Origin of the sequence: Streptomyces sp. NPDC041068 (assembly GCF_040647455.1) — a bacterium.
In the GTDB taxonomy this organism is placed as follows: domain Bacteria; phylum Actinomycetota; class Actinomycetes; order Streptomycetales; family Streptomycetaceae; genus Streptomyces.
This window is the reverse complement of sequence record NZ_JBEZCG010000015.1, coordinates 128,005-147,142: the sequence shown is the minus strand read 5'-3', so window position 1 is coordinate 147,142 and position 19,138 is coordinate 128,005. Positions and strand designations below refer to the sequence as shown.

Sequence of the window (19,138 nt, the reverse complement as noted above, 5' to 3'; positions counted from 1 at the left end):
GGACCACCTCCGGGAGAGGGACCATGTTCGACACGGTGCTCGTCGCCAACCGCGGCGAGATCGCGGTCCGCGTCATCCGCACCCTGCGGGCGCTCGGTGTCCGCTCGGTCGCCGTCTTCAGCGACGCGGACGCGGACGCCCGCCATGTGCGCGAGGCCGACACGGCCGTGCGCATCGGCCCGCCCCCGGCCGCCGAGAGCTATCTGTCCGTGGAGCGCATCCTGGAGGCGGCGGCGAAGTCCGGCGCCCAGGCGGTCCACCCGGGGTACGGCTTCCTCGCGGAGAACGCCGACTTCGCGCAGGCCTGCGCGGACGCCGGGCTCACCTTCATCGGCCCGCCCGCCGAGGCCATCGCGCTCATGGGCGACAAGATCCGCGCCAAGGAGACGGTGAAGGCGGCCGGCGTCCCGGTCGTCCCCGGCTCCTCGGGCAGCGGCCTGACCGACGCCCAACTGGCCGACGCCGCCCGGGAGATCGGCACCCCGGTGCTGCTCAAGCCGAGCGCGGGCGGCGGCGGCAAGGGCATGCGCCTGGTGCGGGACGAGGCCCTGCTCGCCGACGAGATCGCGGCGGCCCGGCGCGAGGCCCGCGCCTCTTTCGGCGACGACACGCTGCTCGTGGAGCGGTGGGTCGACCGCCCCCGGCACATCGAGATCCAGGTCCTCGCCGACGGGCACGGCCAGGTGATCCACCTCGGCGAGCGCGAGTGCTCGCTGCAGCGCCGCCACCAGAAGATCATCGAGGAGGCGCCCAGCGTCCTCCTGGACGAGGCCACGCGCGCGGCGATGGGCGAGGCGGCGGTCCAGGCAGCCCGCTCGTGCGGGTACGCGGGCGCGGGCACGGTGGAGTTCATCGTCCCGGGCAGCGACCCCTCCTCGTACTACTTCATGGAGATGAACACCCGCCTCCAGGTCGAGCACCCGGTCACGGAGCTGGTCACCGGCCTCGACCTGGTGGAGTGGCAGGTGCGGGTGGCCGCGGGCGAGCAACTGCCCTTCGGGCAGGAGGACATCAGCCTCACCGGGCACGCGGTCGAGGCACGTGTCTGCGCGGAGGACCCCTCCCGCGGCTTCCTGCCGTCCGGCGGCACGATCCTGTCCCTGCACGAACCGCGGGGCGACGGCGTGCGCACCGACTCCGGCCTGAGCGAGGGCACGGAGGTCGGCAGCCTCTACGACCCCATGCTCTCCAAGGTCATCGCCTACGGCCCCGACCGCGCCACGGCCCTGCGCAAGCTGCGCGCCGCCCTGGCCGAGACGGTCACGCTCGGCGTGCCGACGAACGCGGGCTTCCTGCGCAGGCTGCTCGCCCACCCGGCCGTGGTGGCGGGCGAGTTGGACACGGGCCTGGTGGAGCGCGAGGCGTCAGGCCTGGTCCCGGACGGCGTGCCCAACGAGGTGTACGAAGCGGCGGCCGCGGTGCGCGAGGCCGCCCTGCAGCCGTCGGCAGAGGGCTGGCGCGACCCCTTCTCCGTGCCGAGCGGCTGGCGGCTCGGCGGCACCCCCGCGCCCCTCACCCACTGGGTGCGGGTCGCGGGCCACGAGCCCGTCACCCACCAACTGCGCGGCACCGTCCCGGCCGTCGGCCCCGACCGCGTCTCGGTGGCCGTCGACGGCGTGCTGCACACCTTCCACCGCGCGGGCGACTGGCTCGGCCGCGAGGGCGACGCCTGGCACGTCCAGGACCACGACCCCGTGGCGGCCTCCCTCACCGGCGCCGCGCACGCCGGGGCGGACGCGCTCACCGCCCCCATGCCCGGGACCGTCACGGTCGTGAAGGTCTCCCCCGGCGACCGGGTGAGCGCGGGCCAGAGCCTGCTCGTGGTCGAGGCGATGAAGATGGAGCACGTCATCTCCGCCCCGCACGCCGGCACGGTCACCGAGCTCGACGTCACCCCGGGCGCCACGGTCGCCATGGACCAGGTGCTCGCCGTGGTCGAGCCGGACGAGACGTCCGAGAAGACGTCCGAGAAGACCGCGCAGGCCGACTCCAAGGAGGCGTCATGACCGCCGCCGGACTCCCCATGGCCGTCCCCGCCCAGGACCTGCCGCCCCGCGTCCGCATCCACGAGGTCGGCGCCCGGGACGGCCTGCAGAACGAGAAGGCGGTCGTCCCCACGGAGATCAAGGCGGAGTTCGTCCACCGCCTGGCCGACGCGGGCCTGACCACCGTCGAGGCGACCAGCTTCGTGCACCCCAAGTGGGTGCCCCAACTGGCCGACGCCGAGCAGCTGTTCCCGCTCCTCGGCGACCTCGAAGGCGTCCACCTGCCGGTCCTCGTGCCGAACGAACGCGGCCTGGACCGCGCCCTGGCGCTCGGCGCGCACCGCATCGCGGTCTTCGCCAGCGCCACCGAGTCCTTCGCCAAGGCCAACTTGAACCGCACGGTGGACGAGGCCCTCGCGATGTTCGACCCGGTGGTCTCCCGCGCGCGGGAGCAGCGGGCGCATGTGCGCGGCTATCTCTCGATGTGCTTCGGCGACCCCTGGGAGGGCCCCGTGCCCATCGCCCAGGTGGTCCGCGTCTGCCGTGCCCTGCTCGACATGGGCTGCGACGAACTGAGCCTCGGCGACACCATCGGCGTCGCCACACCGGGCCACGTCCTCGCACTGCTCGCCTCGCTCAACGAAGCGGGTGTGCCGACCGACCGCATCGGCGTCCACTTCCACGACACGTACGGCCAGGCGCTCGCCAACACCCTCGCCGCCCTCCAGCACGGCGTGACGACGGTCGACGCCTCGGCGGGCGGCCTGGGCGGCTGCCCGTACGCGAAGAGCGCCACCGGAAACCTCGCCACCGAAGACCTCGTGTGGATGCTGCACGGCCTCGGCATCGACACCGGGGTCGACCTCGGCCGCCTCAGCGCCACCAGCGCGTGGATGGCCGGACAACTGGGCCGACCCAGCCCGTCCCGCACCGTCCGTGCCCTGACCCACCAGGAGCAGTGAAGAACGATGGACCACCGTCTGAGCCCCGAGCACGAGGAACTGCGCCGTACGGTCGAGGCGTTCGCGCACGATGTCGTGGCCCCCAAGATCGGCGACCTCTACGAGCGCCACGAGTTCCCGTACGAGATCGTCCGCGAGATGGGCCGCATGGGCCTGTTCGGCCTGCCCTTCCCCGAGGAGTACGGCGGCATGGGCGGCGACTACTTCGCGCTCGGCATCGCCCTGGAGGAGCTCGCCCGCGTCGACTCGTCCGTGGCGATCACCCTGGAGGCGGGCGTCTCGCTCGGCGCCATGCCGATCCACCTCTTCGGCACCGACGAGCAGAAGCGCGAGTGGCTGCCGCGACTGTGCTCCGGCGAGATGCTCGGCGCCTTCGGCCTGACCGAGCCGGACGGCGGCTCGGACGCGGGAGGCACCCGCACCACGGCCGTGCGCGACGGCGACGACTGGGTGATCAACGGCTCCAAGTGCTTCATCACCAACTCCGGTACGGACATCACGGGCCTGGTCACGGTCACCGCCGTCACCGGCCGCAAGGAGGACGGCCGCCCGCTGATCTCCGCGATCATCGTGCCGTCCGGGACACCGGGCTTCACGGTCGCGGCGCCGTACTCGAAGGTCGGGTGGAACGCCTCGGACACCCGCGAGCTGTCCTTCTCCGACGTCCGCGTCCCCGCCGCGAACCTGCTCGGCGAGGAGGGCCGGGGGTACGCCCAGTTCCTGCGCATCCTCGACGAGGGCCGGATCGCGATCTCCGCGCTCGCCACCGGGCTTGCCCAGGGCTGTGTGGACGAGTCCGTGAAGTACGCCGGGGAGCGGCACGCCTTCGGCAGGCCGATCGGCGCGAATCAAGCCATCCAGTTCAAGATCGCCGACATGGAGATGCGGGCGCACATGGCCCGCGTGGGCTGGTACGACGCCGCCTCGCGCATGGTCGCAGGCGAGCCGTTCAAGAAGGAGGCGGCGATCGCCAAGCTCTACTCCTCGACCGTGGCCGTGGACAATGCCCGCGAGGCCACCCAGATCCACGGCGGGTACGGCTTCATGAACGAGTACCCCGTGGCCAGGATGTGGCGGGACTCCAAGATCCTGGAGATCGGCGAGGGCACGAGCGAGGTGCAGCGCATGCTGATCGCGCGCGAGCTGGGTTTCGCGGGCTGAGCCGGGGCCCGGACGCCGCTCGGCCTTCGTGAGCCGACCGTGACGCGAGGGGCCGCCGGTTCCGGAGTCAGCTTAGGCTAGCCTAAGCACTAATTCCGGCCAGCGGCCCCGCCGCCGTACGTCACGAAAGCAGAGACCTCATGCCCCAGGCCCGCCTCCCCCAGCCTTCCCGCCGCGGCATTCTCGCCGCCGGTGGCGCCCTCGGCCTCACCGCCGTCCTGGCGGCCTGCGGCTCCGAGAAAAAGGACGGGTCGGGCAAGACCGAGGGCGGCGCGGGCAAGTCCGGCCCCTGGAGCTTCAAGGACGACCGCGGCGAGACCGCCGAGAAGGACGCGACGCCGAAGAACATCGTCGCGTTCACCGGCGTCGCCGCCGCCCTGTTCGACTACGGCATCGAGTGCAAGGGCGTCTTCGGCCCGACGAAGACCAAGGACGGCAAGCCCGATGTCCAGGCCGGCGACATGGACATCAGCAAGCTGACGATCATCGGCAACGAATGGGGTCAGTTCAAGATCGAGAAGTACGCGGCCCTCGCCCCGGACGTGCTGATCTCCACGATGTTCGACGACCAGGGCACCCTCTGGTACGTCCCCGAGGAGAGCAAGGACAAGGTGCTCAAGCTCGCCCCGAGCGTCGGCATCAGCGTCTACGACCGCCAGATGACGCAGCCGCTGCAGCGCATCCAGGCGCTCGCCGAGTCGCTCGGCGCGGACGTGAAGTCGGACAAGGTCGTCAAGGCGAAGAAGCGCTTCGAGGAGGCCTCCGAGCGGCTGCGCAAGGTCGCCAAGTCACGCAAGGACATCAAGGTCCTCATCGGCTCCGCGAGCCAGGACCTGTTCTACGTCTCCGGCTCGAACCTCTCCGCCGACCTGGAGTACTTCAAGGCGCTCGGCGTGAACATCGTCGAGCCGCCGGAGAAGGCCAAGAAGGAGACCGGCGGCTGGTTCGAGAACCTCAGCTGGGAGAACGTCGACAAGTACGACGCGGACATCATCATGATGGACAACCGCACCTCGGCGCTCCAGCCGGCCGACCTCGACAAGTCCAAGCCGACCTGGCAGCAGCTGCCCGCGGTCAAGGCCGGACAGGTCATCCCGCGCGTGACGGAGCCGATTTTCTCGTACGACAAGTGCGCGCCGATCCTCGAGGACCTGGCCGACGCGATCGAGAAGGCGAAGAAGGTCGGCTGACCCCACCCCCCTGGCACCACAGCCCTCCCCGCACCGCGGAGAGGGCTGTTCCGTTTTTCGCCGCCCCCACCCCGAAGCGAGGAATAGTTAGGTTAGGCTTACCTCACTTCTCAAGACCCCTCACCCCAGAGGACAGTTCATGCGCTCGCACCTGCTCAACGACACCACCGCGGAGCGGTACCGCAGCTCCGTGACCGAAGGAGTCGAGCGGGTGGCTGCCCAACTGGCCGCCGCTTCCCGTCCGTTCACCGGAGTCACCACCGAGAGCCTCGCCTCCCGCATCGACTCCGTCGACCTCGACGAGCCCCTGCACGACACCCTCGACGCCCTCGACGAGCTGGAGGAGCTGTACCTGCGCGACGCGGTGTACGCGCACCACCCCCGCCACCTCGCCCACCTCCACAGCCCGGCCGTCATCCCCGCCGTCCTGGGCGAGGCCGTGCTCACCGGCGTCAACTCCTGTCTGGACACCTGGGACCGGTCCGCGGGCGCCACCCTCATCGAGCGCCGCCTCGTCGACTGGACCGCCGGGCGCATCGGCCTCGGCCAGGACGCCGACGGCGTGTTCACCTCCGGCGGCGCCCAGTCCGACCTGCAGGCCCTGCTGCTCGCCCGCGACGCCGCCGCGGAGCGGGACCCCGCGGCGCACCGGGACCCCGCGACCCTGCGCGTCTTCGCCTCCGAGGCCGGTCACGCCGGCGCCAGGAGAGCGGCCGAGCTGCTCGGCCTCGGCGAGGACGCCGTCGTGGTGATCCCCACCGACCGGAACAAGCGCATGCAGACCGTGGCCCTGGCACGTGCGCTGGAGCGCTGCCGTCGCGACGACCTCTCCCCCATGGCGGTCGTCGCGTCGGCGGGCACCGCGGACTTCGGCTCCATCGACCCGCTGCCCGAGGTCGCCGCGCTGTGCGCGCAGTACGGCACTTGGCTGCACGTGGACGCGGCGTACGGCTGCGGCCTGCTCGCCTCGCGCAGGAACCGGCACCTCATCGACGGCATCGAGCGCGCCGACTCCGTGACCGTGGACTTCCACAAGTCCTTCTTCCAGCCGGTGAGTTCGTCGGCCCTCCTGGTGCGCGACCGGGCCGCCCTGTCCCGCACGACGCAGGACCGCACGGCACAGGACCGCACGACGCAGGACCGCACGACGCAGGACCGCACCCCCGACCAGGCGGGCAAGTCCCTCCAGAGGGACCGGCGCTTCGACGCCCTGAAGCTGTGGATGACGCTGCGCGTGATGGGCGCGAACGGCATCGGCCACCTCTTCGACGAGGTCTGCGAGCTGGCCACCGAGGGCTGGCGGCGGCTCGTCGCCGACCCCCGCTACGACGTCGTGGCCGAGCCGCAGCTGTCCACGCTCACCTTCCGCTACATCCCCGCGGCGATCTGCGCCCCCTCCGCCATCGACCGCGCCAACCTCTACGCCCGCAAGGCCCTGTTCGCCTCGGGGGACGCGGTGGTGGCGGGCGCCAAGGTGGGCGACCGCCAGTTCCTGAAGTTCACCCTGCTCAACCCGGAGACGACGGTCGACGACATCACGGCCGTCCTCGATCTGATCGCCGACCACGCCGAGCAGTACCTGGGAGAGAACCTTGACCGCGCCTGCTGAGCCGCGCGAGACGACCGCCGTCTTCACCCTGCGCCCCCTGGACCCCCTGACCGACTGTGAACTGGTCCACGACTGGGTCACCCGGCCCGAGTCCGCGTTCTGGCTGATGCAGAACGCCAAGCTGCCCGACGTCGAGCGCGCGTACATGGCCATCGCGGCCGCCGACCACCGCGACGCCTTCCTCGGCCTGCACGCGGGCGTGCCGTCCTTCCTCGTGGAGCGGTACGACCCCTCGTACGCCGAACTCGTCGGCCTCTACGACCCGTTGCCCGGCGACGTCGGCATGCGGCTGCTGGCCTTGCCCTCCGAGGTCCGCTTCCCCGTCCCCGGCTTCACGCTCGGCGCGCTCACCGCGGCGGTGCGGGAGCTGTTCGCGGATCCGGCGACCGAGCGCGTCGTGATCGATCCCGACCTGCGCGACACCACGGCGCACGTCCTGCTCGAAGCCGTCGGGTTCCGCGCCGAGACGGTCGTCCAGAAGCCGGAGAAGCAGGCCCTGCTCAGCTTCTGCACCCGCGAGCGGTTCGCCGCGGCCTGAGCGCCGCCGACGAAAAGTGCCGCCCACAAGCCGACGGGCGCCCCGGAGACGGTCCTCCGGGGCGCCCGTCCATGTCGCCCGAACAAGTCATGCGACCGAACAAGTCACGTGACCGGACAGGTCACTTGGCGGGCCAGGGCACCTGCGGCGACTTGTAGTAGTCGATGCCGAGGGCGCCCCAACGCGGGGCCTGCGCGGCGAGACGCACCTTGTACGTGTTCCAGTCGTGCGTGGCCGCGGGCGACCAGCCGAGCTCGGCGATGCCGGGCAGCCGCGGGAAAGCCATGTACTCCAGGTGGTCCGTGGTGGAGAGGGTCTCCGTCCACAGCGGCGCCTCGACGCCCAGGATCGAGTCCGCGGGCGCGCCCTGGAGGTACGTCCCCGGATCCCAGTCGTAGGAGCGCTGCACCTCGACGTAGCCCGCCCAGGACAGACCGAGCGGCGTGTCCTTGGTGTACTTGTGGTCGATGTAGGAGCGGTCGGCCGGCGAGAGGACCAGCTTCGTGCCGTTCTTCACGGCGTTGACCACCTGCTCGCGCTCGGCGGCACCGGTCCTGTCGTAGCCCCAGTACTGCGCGACGGCACCCTTGGCCGGATTGGCGCCGGTCAGCTGGTGCCAACCCATCACCGTCTTGCCGTACTTGGCGACCACGGGCTGCACCTTGTCCATGAAGGCGACGAAGTCCTCGTGGCTGGTGGAGTGCGCCTCGTCGCCGCCGATGTGGATGTACTTGCCGGGCGTCATCGCGGCGAGCTCACGGATCACGTCGTCCACGAAGTCGTACGTCACGTCCTTCTTCACGCACAGCGAGCTGAAGCCGACCCCGGTGCCGGTGTACAGCGGCGGGGCGACGCCGTTGCAGTTCAGCTCCGCGTACGAGGCGAGCGCGGCGTTGGTGTGCCCCGGCATGTCGATCTCGGGGACGACCTCCAGGTACCGCGACGCGGCGTAGTCGACGATCTCCTTGTACTGCGCCTTCGTGTAGTAGCCGCCCTTGCCGCCGCCGACCTGCGTGGAGCCCCCGTACGTCGCGAGGCGCGGCCAGGAGTCGATGGCGATGCGCCAGCCCTGGTCGTCGCTCAGGTGCAGGTGCAGCTTGTTCATCTTGTAGAGCGCCGCCTGGTCGATGTAGCGCTTGACCTGGTCGACGGTGAAGAAGTGCCGCGAGACGTCGAGCATCGTGGAGCGGTAGCCGTAGCGCGGCGCGTCCGTGACGGTACCGCCCGCGATCCGCCACGGGCCGCGCTGCTCGGTCTTCTCCTCGACGGCGGCGGGCAGTTGCTGGCGCACCGTCTGGACGCCGTGGAAGAGCCCCGCGCCCGTCCGCGAGGTGATGGTGAGGGAGCCACGCGAGGAGACGACCCGGTAGCCCTCGGCACCCAGGTCCTTGTTCGCGGGCTCGGCGCTGATCCGCAGCCGGATGCCGTCGCCGCCCTTGCGGGTGGTGACGGGGAGCGCGTAGCCGGTGGAGGGGCGCAGCACCTTCGCGAGGTACTCGCCCACACGGCTCTCCTCGGCCGTGCCGCCGACCCGGATACGGGTCTTGGCGGTGATCTCGTACCCTGGCCCGCCCGGCTCGGCCTTCATGGGTACGGGCACCACCTGGCCGAGCGGGGTGACTTCGGGCCCCGCCGCCCGCGAGGCGGGGGCGGCGGCGAAGCAGGAGATTCCGGCGGCCGCCACGAGCAGCAGCGAGCCGAAAAGGCGTGGTACTCGTCGGACTCGTGTCGATCTCCCGTGCAGTCTCACAAGCGGGTCCCTTCGACGGGCCGGCGCCGCGATGGCGCATCTGTGGTGCATCGCAATCGAACGATCCTCATTGGTAACCCGGCCCCCACAAGGGGTCAAGGGGTGTAGACCACTTCAGTCGGTGGTCGGTGCGAGAATCCCCTCATGGCGGAAATCATCCAGCGCGACGGGACCTGGACCTTCGACGGGGAGACGCTGCGCCTCGTGCCGGGCCGCGACAAGAACGTGTCCCTGCTGCGCAAGACGCTGGGCGAACTGGCCGTACCGCTGCAGGCGTTGGCGGGCATCGCCTTCGAACAGGGCAAGAAGTCGGGTCGGTTGAGGCTGCGCCTGCGGGACGGCGCCGACCCACTGCTCCAGGCGACGGGCGGAAAGCTGACGGACTCCACGGACCCGTACCAGCTGACGGTGGAGCCGGATCGGTACGGGGTCGCGGAGTACCTGGTCGACGAGGTGCGCAACGCCCATCTGATCGAACAGGTCCCTTCCGCGTCCTGTGAGGCCTACCTCCTCGCGGGCCCGTCCGTGCCGCTGTCCGTCTCGGCGGGGGACGGCACGGCGAGCTTCGACGGGGAGTACATCCGTCTGGAGTGGAACTGGAAGACGGAGGAGGCGAAGTCCGCGTCCGGCACGCGCTCGCTGGCGCTCGCCGATGTCGCGGCGGTCGAGTGGCAGCCGGCGGTCGGCCTGGAGAACGGGTACCTCCGCTTCACCGTGAAGAACGCGCCGACCAAGGCCCCGCCGAAGTACGACCCGAACTCCGTCGAGCTGTGGGGCTTCAAGAAGGACCCGCTCATGGCCCTGGTGGCGGCCGCGGTCCAGGCCCGTCTGCCGCATCCCACGGGACCGGACAAGGACGCCTCCCCCGACCCCGCGCCCGCCCTGGCGGCGGCTTCGGGGGCGGCGGCGCCCGCGGAGGACGACCACGACGCGCTGCTGCGGCGGCTGCGGGAGCTGGGCGAGCTCCACCGGTCCGGAATCCTCACGGACGAGGAGTTCAGCGCGGCGAAGCAGGCGGTCCTGAAGCGGATGTGAGCGCTCTCCGCGCCACGGCTTGCCCCCCCCTCCCCGCCCCCCCTCGCCCCCTTCCCGCCCCCTCGCCCCCTTCCTCGCCCCTTCCTCGCCCCCTCCGCGACCCCGTTCTCGGCCCCCTCGCGGCCCCTTCTCGGCCCAATCCGACACGACCCTGCCCGATTCCGGGCAGGATTCTTGCGAATGAACATCCGATACCCCAGGATCAACGAATGCACGACGACCTGGTGGACCACCTCACCCGCAGCACCCCGCTCCAGCGGGGCGAAGCGCTGCGGGTCGTCCAGGACGTGCTCGCCTACTTCGACGAGACGACCGAACAGTTCGTCCGTCGCCGCCACCGCGAACTGCAGGGTCAGGGCCTGCTGAACGCGGCGATCTTCCAGCGGATCTCGGCGGATCTCGAATACCGCGCGGTCGCGCCGCCCGAGCTCACCCTCAGGCAGCTGCGCCGCATCGTCTACGGCTAGATCACGGCCGCCCTCCTACGACTAGGACCCTCTATGTGTGGAATCGTCGGATATATCGGCAAGCGTGACGTCGCCCCGCTCCTCCTCGAAGGCCTCCAGCGCCTGGAGTACCGCGGCTACGACTCCGCCGGCATCGCCGTCACCAGCCCCAAGGCCGCGGGCCTGAAGACGGTCAAGGCCAAGGGCCGCGTCCGTGACCTGGAGGCCAAGGTCCCCGCCCGCTTCAAGGGCACGACCGGCATCGCCCACACCCGCTGGGCCACCCACGGCGCCCCCTCCGACGAGAACGCCCACCCGCACCTGTCCCAGGACGGCAAGGTCGCCGTCGTGCACAACGGCATCATCGACAACGCCTCGGAGCTGCGCGCCAAGCTCACCGCCGACGGCGTCGAGTTCCTCTCCGAGACGGACACCGAGGTCCTCACCCACCTCGTCGCCCGCGCCCAGGCGGACACCCTGGAGGAGAAGGTCCGCGAGGCCCTGCGCCACATCGAGGGCACCTACGGCATCGCCGTCCTGCACGCCGACTTCAACGACCGCATCGTCGTCGCCCGCAACGGCTCCCCCGTCGTCCTCGGCATCGGCGAGAAGGAGATGTTCGTCGCCTCGGACGTCGCCGCGCTCGTCTCGCACACCCGCCAGGTCGTCACCCTCGACGACGGCGAGATGGCCACCATCAAGGCCGACGACTACCGCACGTACACCACCGAGGGCTCCCGCACGACCGCCTCGCCGACCACCGTGGAGTGGGAGGCCGAGTCGTACGACATGGGCGGCCACGACACGTACATGCACAAGGAGATCTCCGAGCAGCCCGACGCGGTGGACCGCGTCCTGCGCGGCCGCATCGACGACCGCTTCTCCACCGTGCACCTCGGCGGCCTCAACCTCGACGCACACGACGCCCGCAAGGTGCGCCGCGTCAAGATCCTCGGCTGCGGCACCTCGTACCACGCGGGCATGATCGGCGCCCAGATGATCGAGGAGCTGGCCCGCATCCCCGCCGACGCGGAGCCCGCGTCCGAGTTCCGCTACCGCAACCCGGTCGTGGACCCCGACACCCTCTACATCGCGGTCTCCCAGTCCGGCGAGACGTACGACGTACTGGCCGCCGTCCAGGAGCTCAAGCGCAAGGGCGCCCGCGTCCTCGGCGTCGTGAACGTCGTCGGCTCGGCGATCGCCCGCGAGGCGGACGCGGGCGTGTACGTCCACGCGGGCCCGGAGGTCTGCGTCGTCTCGACCAAGTGCTTCACCAACACCACGGTCGCCTTCGCCCTGCTCGCCCTGCACCTGGGCCGCATCCGTGACCTGTCGGTCTCCGACGGCAAGCGGATCATCGAGGGCCTGCGCAAGCTGCCGGGCCAGATCTCGGAGATCCTCAAGCAGGAGGACGAGATCAAGAAGATCGCCAAGCAGTACGCGGACGCCCGCTCGATGCTCTTCATCGGTCGTGTACGCGGCTACCCCGTCGCCCGGGAGGCCTCCCTCAAGCTCAAGGAGGTCTCGTACATCCACGCCGAGGCCTACCCCGCCTCCGAGCTGAAGCACGGCCCGCTCGCCCTCATCGAGCCGGCCCTGCCGACGGTCGCGATCGTCCCCGACGACGACCTCCTGGAGAAGAACCGCGCCGCCCTGGAGGAGATCAAGGCCCGCAGCGGCAAGATCCTCGCGGTCGCGCACCAGGAGCAGGAGAAGGCCGACCAGACGATCGTCGTCCCGAAGAACGAGAACGAGCTGGACCCGATCCTGATGGGCATCCCGCTCCAACTCCTCGCCTACCACACGGCACTGGCCCTGGGCCGGGACATCGACAAGCCGAGGAACCTGGCGAAGTCGGTGACGGTGGAGTAGGAAGCGCCCCTCGAGGAGCGCCCCGTCAGGGGCGCGGGGAACTGCGCGACAAGCCCTCACGAACTCGCACCCGACGAACAGACGGAACGGGCCCTGTGCGTGCCACCAGCACACAGGACCCGTTCCCCAGAGGGCCGGGGTCGCCCATTACCCCGGCCCGCGCCCGGCTCAGCCGGCGGCCGTCACTCCCCGGCCGGCTGGGCGCCCCGGGAGGGCCGTCGGCCAGTTGGCGAGGGCAGCCGTCGCGCCGTACCAGGCAAGGAGCCCGCCGACCGCGGCGAACCAGCCGCCTACCTTGCCGAGGCCCGCGCTGTCACCGAACTGCGCGACGGCGAGCAGGACGAGCGCCACGAAGAGCAGCCCGTACGTACCGCGCGCGAGCACAGGACCGCCGGCCGCGCCGAGGGTCAGGCTGAGCGCGACGAGCGCGAAGAGCAACAGGAAGAGGCCCGCGGCGTTCGCCGAGACCTGCGCGTCGGCCGTGCCCCAGGTGAACCAGAGGGCGCCGAGCGCGGCGAAGGCCGTGCCGGTCGATGTGTCCTTGTCGTGGAGCGCGAAGAGACCGGCGATGAACAGGGCGATCCCGCCGACGAACGTGGCGATGGAGGCGGCGTCCGCCGCCGTCACGCCGTCGATCACTCCGGTGTGGCCGAGTCCGAAGGCCAACAGGGTGAGTCCCAGGGCGAGATGGCCGAGAGTCGAGGTGGTGCTTCCCGCAGAGACGTCGTTGTCCACGGCGGGCTCCCTTCATGTGCAGTTGTGCGGTCGTGCTGCGCGGTGCCGGTCCGCACGAAGCGCACCAGCGACCTTTATGTACCCTTCACAAGGGCACAAACCACCTCTACGCGCGAGTAGATTTATCTGTTCACCAAGCCGTGACAGAGAGGGAGTTGAGGGTTCGACTTCCTCATCCCACCTGCGGCGACGGGACGTTACGGAATGACGACCACGGGCCGCTGCGCCCGCCGCGCCAGGCGCCCCGCGACGGAGCCGAAGATGCGGCCGACGATGCCGTGCGTGGAGCCGACGACGATCGCGTCCGCGCTGTACTCGCGGCCGACCTCCTCCAGCTCGTGGCAGATGTCGCCGCCGCGCTCGACGAGGATCCACGGCACCTCGGACAGATAGTCCGCACAGGCCAGTTCGAGGCCGAGCACCTCGGTGCGGTGGTCCGGCACGTCGACGAAGACGGGCGGCTCGCACCCCGCCCACACCGTGGTGGGCAGCCGGTTGGCGACATGCACGATGATCAGGCCCGACCCCGAGCGATGGGCCATCCCGATCGCATAGGCGAGGGCCCGCTCACTGGAGGTCGAGCCGTCGAAGCCGACGACGACGCCGTGCCGGAAGGCGGGATCGCAAGAGTGACGTGGTTCTTCCGCCGCTTGGGGGGTCGCTGTCGGATCGGCGACCTGCCGCTTGCGGTCCGCGGGTTCGGAGAATTCGTGACCGGCCATCGGTGTCTCGGCGAAGGAGTCCTCTGTGGGAGGGTCGGCGTTTTCAGGTGGTGCGGAAGTTCAGGACCTGGAAGGTCGTCCGGGAATCATCTTCCCAACCCCATACCCCCAAGGGTACGGCGACACTCCTCTCCTGCCCAGAGCTCGTGAAGAGCCCGCACGGGCCCGCGCCGGGCCGCGCACAGGGCCTCCCGGCGTTCACCGGAGCATGCATGAGCCTCGCCCGTATGGCAATGGTTGCTGCCTCCTACAGGCGGTTTGCCCACCCGTCCGGCGCCACCGGACGCCCCCTTCAGTGACCCACCGCAGGACCGCGCGTTGAACCTCCGTACGCCACCGCCACAGGGAGCACGCCGTGCCTGGACCCTCGACCGCGTCCCCACCCTCCACTCGCCTCACGGCTTCGCCCGAGCAAGCCGAGCACGGCCGCCGGCGCCCGCCCGAGGGGGCGCACGAGCGCCGCCCGGCGGGTGTGCCCGCGCCGCGCGCCCAGGAGCCACAGGGCGCGCCCTCGCAGGACTCGGCGAGCGACGTGGTGCGCTGGGCCGCGTTCAGCTGCGTCCTGGTTCCCGTCGTACTCGTGGGGTACGGGAGTTCACTGGCCGGAGCCGCCGGCGCGGCGCTGGGCCTCGCGGCCGTCACCGGGGTCTGCCGGGTGCTCCTGCGGCAGTCCGAACGGGGCGCCGCGCGACTGCTTGCAGAACAGAACATCGGGCACCGCGGCCGGCACGGCAGAACGACCCCCGGGGCGCACAGGGGCACGCGACAACATGCCGAACGTGCGCCGGTCGACTGACTGATTCACACACACGCTCCCGTAGCTTTTCAGCCAACTTCCGGGAGTGCTGCATTCCTTGGCCGAACACGCCCTGAACCCTCGTCCGACCAGGGCTGAAAGCCGCCCTGAAGCCGTGTGCACCCTATGGGGACCGGCCATGGCGCGGAGGCGCACTTCCCAGCAAGCCCCCCGAGTGCAACGCTTCGTGATCGAATGCTTCACGCCAAGTTGCCATGTCGACAATCTGCCGGGTGCTGAACTGGTCACCCCGGTGGCACGGGACACAGTAGATTCGATCTTGACTGCATTACGGCGGGGGACTGGTGGAGGACCGAGGGGAAACGTGCAGGAGCGACAGGTCCGTCAGGAACAGGGAGCCGCGACGACCGAGGGGGGTTTAGCACCATGAGCCACGACTCCACTGCCGCGCCGGAGGCCGCGGCTCGGAAACTCTCGGGGCGGCGCCGCCGAGAGATCGTAGCGGTGCTTCTCTTCAGCGGTGGCCCCATCTTCGAGAGTTCCATACCGCTCTCCGTGTTCGGAATCGACCGGCAGGACGCCGGAGTCCCCCGTTACCGGCTGCTCGTATGCGCCGGCGAGGAGGGACCCCTGCGGACCACCGGTGGGCTCGAACTCACCGCGCCGCAAGGCTTGGAGGCGATCGGCCGAGCGGGCACCGTCGTGGTGCCGGCCTGGCGGTCGATCACATCGCCGCCACCGCCGGAGGCGCTCGACGCGCTGCGCCGCGCACATGAGGAGGGTGCCCGCATCGTCGGGCTGTGCACGGGGGCGTTCGTGCTCGCCGCGGCCGGCCTGCTCGACGGGCGCCCGGCGACCACTCATTGGATGTACGCGCCGACGCTGGCCAAGCGCTATCCGTCCGTACACGTGGATCCGCGCGAACTCTTCGTCGACGACGGAGACGTCCTGACGAGCGCGGGCACCGCGGCCGGAATCGATCTCTGTCTGCACATCGTGCGCACGGACCACGGCAACGAAGCGGCGGGCGCTCTCGCCCGCAGGCTTGTCGTTCCGCCGCGCCGGGCCGGCGGCCAGGAGCGCTACCTCGACAGGTCTTTACCGGAGGAGATCGGCGCCGACCCGCTCGCCGAGGTCGTCGCCTGGGCGCTGGAGCACCTCCACGAGCAGTTCGACGTGGAGACGCTGGCCGCGCGTGCGTACATGAGCAGGCGGACCTTCGACCGCAGGTTCCGCTCGCTCACCGGCAGCGCGCCGCTGCAGTGGCTGATCACCCAGCGGGTGCTCCAGGCACAGCGGCTGCTCGAGACGTCCGACTACTCCGTCGACGAGGTCGCGGGCCGCTGCGGCTTCCGTTCGCCGGTGGCGCTTCGGGGTCACTTCCGGCGTCAGCTGGGCTCGTCCCCCGCCGCCTACCGGGCCGCCTACCGCGCCCGCAGGCCGCAGGGCGAGCGGGCGCTGGAGGCCGCGTCAGCGGCGCCACAGGTGATGCCCACCCTGGTGGAGGCGGGCCCGGTGCCGGCCCAGACCCGGCGCACGGCGGCAGCCAGCGCGCTCGGGCCCTCGGCCTCCGTGCCCACCGAGCCCGGCAAGCCGCACTCGGACGCGTACGCGCCAGGTCGTCCGCCACTGCCCGGCCAGAGGAGTGCGCCGTAGGGTAAGACGCATGAACGATCGCATGGTGTGGATCGACTGCGAGATGACCGGGCTCTCGCTGACGGATGACGCACTTATCGAGGTGGCCGCACTGGTCACCGACTCGGAACTGAACGTGCTCGGCGAAGGTGTGGACATCGTGATCCGCCCGCCGGACGCGGCGCTGGAGACCATGCCCGAGGTGGTGCGCAGCATGCACACCGCCTCGGGGCTCCTCGACGAGCTGGCCGGCGGCACCACGCTGGCCGACGCCGAGGAGCAGGTCCTGGCGTACGTACGTGAGCACGTCAAGGAGCCGCGGAAGGCTCCGCTGTGCGGAAACTCGGTCGGCACCGACCGCGGCTTCCTGCTGCGGGACATGCAGACACTGGAGGAGTACCTCCACTACCGGATCGTCGACGTCTCCTCCATCAAGGAGCTGGCCCGGCGCTGGTACCCGAGGGCGTACTTCAACAGCCCGGACAAGAACGGCAACCACCGCGCGCTCGCCGACATCCGCGAGTCCATCGCCGAGCTGCGGTACTACCGCGAGGCGATCTTCGTTCCCCAGCCGGGACCGGACTCGGACACCGCGAAGTCGATCGCGTCCAAGCACGTCCTGCCTGCGGAGTAGCCCCGCGGGCGGCCCTGTGTACGGGGTCCGGGAAACGTGTGCGCGAGCACCCCTTCGGACCCTGTACACTTTTTCTCGGCCGGTCGGAAGAACGACAAACGACCGGACATGGTGGGTGTAGCTCAGTTGGTAGAGCACCTGGTTGTGGTCCAGGTGGCCGCGGGTTCAAGTCCCGTCACTCACCCTGAAGGCCTGAGGGCCCGATCCGCGAAAGCGGATCGGGCCCTCAGGCGTTTTCCGGGGTGAAGCTTCCCGTCTCGGGTGAAGCTTCCCGTCTCGGGTGGAACTTCCCGTCTGGAACCTTCCGTCAGGTGGAGTGACGGCTGCGGTAGCGGCGGGCCGACCAGATGCCCACGGCCAGGCCGGGCACGAGGCAGCTCAGGAGGTTCACCGTCCCCCCGCGTCCCTCCAGCGCCCAGATGCCCACTGCGAGCAGCAGCGCCGTGCAGACGACGGTGACCAGGGTCCCGATCGCCATTTCAGTCCACCAGTCGCGAGAGCTGTACGCCATATCCCGATCAACGCCCCCATAGGTTTGCGCGGAACAGTCCGGAGGAGACCGTAATGACCTTCTACATGCGTGTCGAACTTCGAGCGAGGATGCCGGAGGGTGCGATGAGCGGCAGGAGGGGATTGCCGGGCGATACCGGTGAGGCGGAGGGGCAGCCAACGCGCCCCATCCCGCGCCCACTTGGACGGCCGCCCACTTGACCTTTCCTTTGCCGGTGCTTTTCCTCTTCTTGTGACAAGGGTCACCAGGGTCAGGACGACGCCCGCCGGACCAGCTCCGTGGGCAGCACGATCTGCGGGCGCTGCGGGCGGCGCGAGGCCGCCGGGCGGGGGTCCGCGATCTCCGCGAGCAGGACGTCCGTCATCGTGCGGCCCATCTCCGTGATCGGCTGGCGCACGCTCGTCAGGGGCGGGTCCATGTGGCGGGCGATCGCGGAATCGTCGAAGCCGACGAGCGCCACATCCTCCGGTATCCGGCGGCCGGCCGCGCGCAGGACCTGGCGGGCGCCCGCCGCCATCACGTCCGAGCCCGCGAAGACCGCGTCCAGGGCCGGGACGCGTTCCAGGAGCTCGGCCATCGCGCGGCGGCCGCCCTCCTCGGTGAAGTCCCCCTGCGCGATCAACGCCTCGTCGGCCTCGCGCCCCGCGCCCTCCAGGGCGTCGCGGTAGCCGTCCAGGCGGCGCTGGGCCCCGTACACGTCCAGGCGCCCGGTGATCGTCGCTATCGAGCGGCGGCCGCGCTCCAGGAGGTGGCCGACGGCCGCGCGGGCCCCAGCGAAGTTGTCCGAGTCCACCGACGCCAGCGTCTCGTCCGCCGATCTGCGGCCGCTGATCACCGCGGGGATCTCCAGCTGCTCCAGGAGGTCGGGCAGCGGGTCGTCGGCGTGCACCGAGACGAGCAGGACACCGTCCACGCGGTGCGCGGCCAGGTACTGGGCCAGGCGCCTGCGCTCCCGGTCGCCGCCCGCGAAGGTCAGCAGGAGCTGCATGTCCGTGTCGGCGAGGGCCTGGCCCACGCCGTGGATGATGTCCGAGAAGTACGGCTCGGCGAAGAAGCGCGACTCCGGCTCGGGGACGACGACCGCGATCGAGTCCGTCCGATTGGCGGCGAGCGCCCTGGCCGCCGTGTTCGGAACATAACCGAGCTCGGCCACCGCCTCCTCCACGGCAGCGCGGGTGCGTTCACTCACCCGGGGCGAGCCGTTGATCACCCGGGACACGGTGCCGCGCCCCACGCCCGCGCGGGCCGCCACCTCTTCGAGCGTCGGCCGCCCACCGCTGCGTCCCCTGGGCTGACGAGTCCCCATCCCTGCCTCCCCACACGCGAATCTAACAGTCGGTACCGCCGCCTGGACCAGGGCCCGTCCGGCGGCCGACCGCGGCTCGGCCACCGCTCGACGGATGCCTTCAACACTTGGCGTCCGCCGCCTTGACACCCCCGCGGCGAGCCGCGACTCTTCAAGACATCACACATGGGAGCGCTCCCACCGTACCTGGCTCTTACATGACCCGCACGTTCCCCGCCCGCGTCGGATATCCCCAACCCTCCGCCGCATCACTCCAGTTGACCGAGGGCGGTCGGCACGTCAGGGCACGA

At 70.7% G+C, this 19,138-nt stretch carries 17 protein-coding genes and 1 tRNA gene; 13 read left to right on the top strand and 5 right to left on the bottom strand.

The genetic code is table 11. The features are described 5' to 3' along the window. Positions 1 to 23 precede the first annotated feature (23 nt). The 6 genes from AB0B50_RS31670 (at position 24) to AB0B50_RS31645 (ending at position 7,445) form a co-directional block, all read left to right on the top strand. A complete protein-coding gene (locus tag AB0B50_RS31670) occupies positions 24 to 2,006 on the top strand; it encodes an acetyl/propionyl/methylcrotonyl-CoA carboxylase subunit alpha (protein WP_362339323.1) in 1,983 nt (660 codons plus the stop codon). Then, complete coding sequence (locus AB0B50_RS31665; RefSeq protein WP_362339225.1) at positions 2,003 to 2,947, top strand: hydroxymethylglutaryl-CoA lyase; 945 nt, start codon at positions 2,003 to 2,005, stop codon at positions 2,945 to 2,947. Before AB0B50_RS31670 ends, AB0B50_RS31665 begins: the two co-directional genes overlap by 4 nt. Positions 2,948 to 2,953: 6 nt before the next feature. Continuing rightward, on the top strand, positions 2,954 to 4,108 hold the full coding sequence (locus tag AB0B50_RS31660) for an acyl-CoA dehydrogenase family protein (RefSeq protein WP_362339224.1): 1,155 nt from the start codon (positions 2,954 to 2,956) through the stop codon (positions 4,106 to 4,108). A 140-nt stretch (positions 4,109 to 4,248) separates the two neighbouring features. Beyond that, positions 4,249 to 5,298 (top strand): ABC transporter substrate-binding protein, encoded by a 1,050-nt coding sequence (locus AB0B50_RS31655; protein ID WP_362339223.1) that lies wholly within the window; start codon positions 4,249 to 4,251, stop codon positions 5,296 to 5,298. A 139-nt stretch (positions 5,299 to 5,437) separates the two neighbouring features. Beyond that, positions 5,438 to 6,907 carry a pyridoxal-dependent decarboxylase gene (locus AB0B50_RS31650; protein WP_362339222.1) on the top strand — a complete coding sequence of 490 codons (1,470 nt, stop codon included), beginning with the start codon at positions 5,438 to 5,440 and terminating at the stop codon, positions 6,905 to 6,907. After that, positions 6,891 to 7,445 (top strand): GNAT family N-acetyltransferase, encoded by a 555-nt coding sequence (locus AB0B50_RS31645; protein ID WP_362339221.1) that lies wholly within the window; start codon positions 6,891 to 6,893, stop codon positions 7,443 to 7,445. The genes AB0B50_RS31650 and AB0B50_RS31645 overlap by 17 nt, the downstream gene beginning before the upstream one ends. A 121-nt stretch (positions 7,446 to 7,566) precedes the next feature. Here the strand turns inward: AB0B50_RS31645 and AB0B50_RS31640 are convergent, their stop codons facing one another. Then, the gene (locus AB0B50_RS31640; protein ID WP_362339220.1) at positions 7,567 to 9,246 is read right to left on the bottom strand and encodes a beta-N-acetylhexosaminidase; all 1,680 of its coding nucleotides are present in this window, start codon (positions 9,244 to 9,246) and stop codon (positions 7,567 to 7,569) included. Between the two features lie 93 nt (positions 9,247 to 9,339). On the opposite strand from AB0B50_RS31640, the gene AB0B50_RS31635 reads away from it, so the two are divergent. From AB0B50_RS31635 to glmS, 3 genes are all read left to right on the top strand, one after another. After that, positions 9,340 to 10,230, top strand: coding sequence for a DUF4429 domain-containing protein (locus tag AB0B50_RS31635; protein WP_362339219.1), 891 nt, complete (start codon positions 9,340 to 9,342; stop codon positions 10,228 to 10,230). A 209-nt stretch (positions 10,231 to 10,439) separates the two neighbouring features. Continuing rightward, entirely contained in the window at positions 10,440 to 10,697 is a 258-nt protein-coding gene (locus AB0B50_RS31630; protein ID WP_362339218.1) for a hypothetical protein, read from the top strand. Between the two features lie 33 nt (positions 10,698 to 10,730). Beyond that, a complete protein-coding gene (gene glmS, locus AB0B50_RS31625; RefSeq protein ID WP_362339217.1) occupies positions 10,731 to 12,548 on the top strand; it encodes a glutamine--fructose-6-phosphate transaminase (isomerizing) in 1,818 nt (605 codons plus the stop codon). Between the two features lie 168 nt (positions 12,549 to 12,716). On the opposite strand, the gene AB0B50_RS31620 is transcribed toward glmS, so the two are convergent. Beyond that, positions 12,717 to 13,283 (bottom strand): GPR1/FUN34/YaaH family transporter, encoded by a 567-nt coding sequence (locus tag AB0B50_RS31620; RefSeq protein WP_362339216.1) that lies wholly within the window; start codon positions 13,281 to 13,283, stop codon positions 12,717 to 12,719. Positions 13,284 to 13,480: 197 nt separating this feature from the next. After that, positions 13,481 to 14,005 (bottom strand): universal stress protein, encoded by a 525-nt coding sequence (locus AB0B50_RS31615; RefSeq protein ID WP_362339215.1) that lies wholly within the window; start codon positions 14,003 to 14,005, stop codon positions 13,481 to 13,483. 472 nt (positions 14,006 to 14,477) lie between these two features. Here AB0B50_RS31615 and AB0B50_RS31610 point away from each other — a divergent pair, with 472 nt between their 5' ends. The 4 genes from AB0B50_RS31610 (at position 14,478) to AB0B50_RS31595 (ending at position 17,215) form a co-directional block, all read left to right on the top strand. Further along, positions 14,478 to 14,801, top strand: a complete 324-nt coding sequence (locus AB0B50_RS31610) for a hypothetical protein (protein WP_362339322.1) — start codon at positions 14,478 to 14,480, stop codon at positions 14,799 to 14,801. 387 nt (positions 14,802 to 15,188) lie between these two features. After that, positions 15,189 to 16,418 (top strand): helix-turn-helix domain-containing protein, encoded by a 1,230-nt coding sequence (locus AB0B50_RS31605; protein WP_362339214.1) that lies wholly within the window; start codon positions 15,189 to 15,191, stop codon positions 16,416 to 16,418. A gap of 10 nt (positions 16,419 to 16,428) precedes the next feature. Then, positions 16,429 to 17,031, top strand: a complete 603-nt coding sequence (gene orn, locus AB0B50_RS31600) for an oligoribonuclease (RefSeq protein WP_362339213.1) — start codon at positions 16,429 to 16,431, stop codon at positions 17,029 to 17,031. Between the two features lie 111 nt (positions 17,032 to 17,142). Next, positions 17,143 to 17,215, top strand: a tRNA-His gene (locus tag AB0B50_RS31595). Between the two features lie 123 nt (positions 17,216 to 17,338). Here the strand turns inward: AB0B50_RS31595 and AB0B50_RS31590 are convergent. Then, on the bottom strand, positions 17,339 to 17,509 hold the full coding sequence (locus AB0B50_RS31590; RefSeq protein WP_362339212.1) for a hypothetical protein: 171 nt from the start codon (positions 17,507 to 17,509) through the stop codon (positions 17,339 to 17,341). 283 nt (positions 17,510 to 17,792) lie between these two features. Further along, on the bottom strand, positions 17,793 to 18,848 hold the full coding sequence (locus tag AB0B50_RS31585; protein ID WP_362339211.1) for a LacI family DNA-binding transcriptional regulator: 1,056 nt from the start codon (positions 18,846 to 18,848) through the stop codon (positions 17,793 to 17,795). Positions 18,849 to 19,138: the final 290 nt, after the last annotated feature.

What these genes read in the sequence shown, in the direction of transcription:
- AB0B50_RS31615 (WP_362339215.1), bottom strand. Translation starts at nt 14,005, where the DNA reads ATGGCCGGTCACGAATTCTCCGAACCCGCGGACCGCAAGCGGCAGGTC.
- AB0B50_RS31605 (WP_362339214.1), top strand. Translation starts at nt 15,189, where the DNA reads ATGAGCCACGACTCCACTGCCGCGCCGGAGGCCGCGGCTCGGAAACTC.
- orn (WP_362339213.1), top strand. Translation starts at nt 16,429, where the DNA reads ATGAACGATCGCATGGTGTGGATCGACTGCGAGATGACCGGGCTCTCG.
- AB0B50_RS31640 (WP_362339220.1), bottom strand. Translation starts at nt 9,246, where the DNA reads ATGCACCACAGATGCGCCATCGCGGCGCCGGCCCGTCGAAGGGACCCG.
- AB0B50_RS31590 (WP_362339212.1), bottom strand. Translation starts at nt 17,509, where the DNA reads ATGGCGATCGGGACCCTGGTCACCGTCGTCTGCACGGCGCTGCTGCTC.
- AB0B50_RS31665 (WP_362339225.1), top strand. Translation starts at nt 2,003, where the DNA reads ATGACCGCCGCCGGACTCCCCATGGCCGTCCCCGCCCAGGACCTGCCG.
- AB0B50_RS31660 (WP_362339224.1), top strand. Translation starts at nt 2,954, where the DNA reads ATGGACCACCGTCTGAGCCCCGAGCACGAGGAACTGCGCCGTACGGTC.
- AB0B50_RS31655 (WP_362339223.1), top strand. Translation starts at nt 4,249, where the DNA reads ATGCCCCAGGCCCGCCTCCCCCAGCCTTCCCGCCGCGGCATTCTCGCC.
- AB0B50_RS31635 (WP_362339219.1), top strand. Translation starts at nt 9,340, where the DNA reads ATGGCGGAAATCATCCAGCGCGACGGGACCTGGACCTTCGACGGGGAG.
- AB0B50_RS31650 (WP_362339222.1), top strand. Translation starts at nt 5,438, where the DNA reads ATGCGCTCGCACCTGCTCAACGACACCACCGCGGAGCGGTACCGCAGC.
- AB0B50_RS31630 (WP_362339218.1), top strand. Translation starts at nt 10,440, where the DNA reads ATGCACGACGACCTGGTGGACCACCTCACCCGCAGCACCCCGCTCCAG.
- AB0B50_RS31585 (WP_362339211.1), bottom strand. Translation starts at nt 18,848, where the DNA reads ATGGGGACTCGTCAGCCCAGGGGACGCAGCGGTGGGCGGCCGACGCTC.
- glmS (WP_362339217.1), top strand. Translation starts at nt 10,731, where the DNA reads ATGTGTGGAATCGTCGGATATATCGGCAAGCGTGACGTCGCCCCGCTC.
- AB0B50_RS31670 (WP_362339323.1), top strand. Translation starts at nt 24, where the DNA reads ATGTTCGACACGGTGCTCGTCGCCAACCGCGGCGAGATCGCGGTCCGC.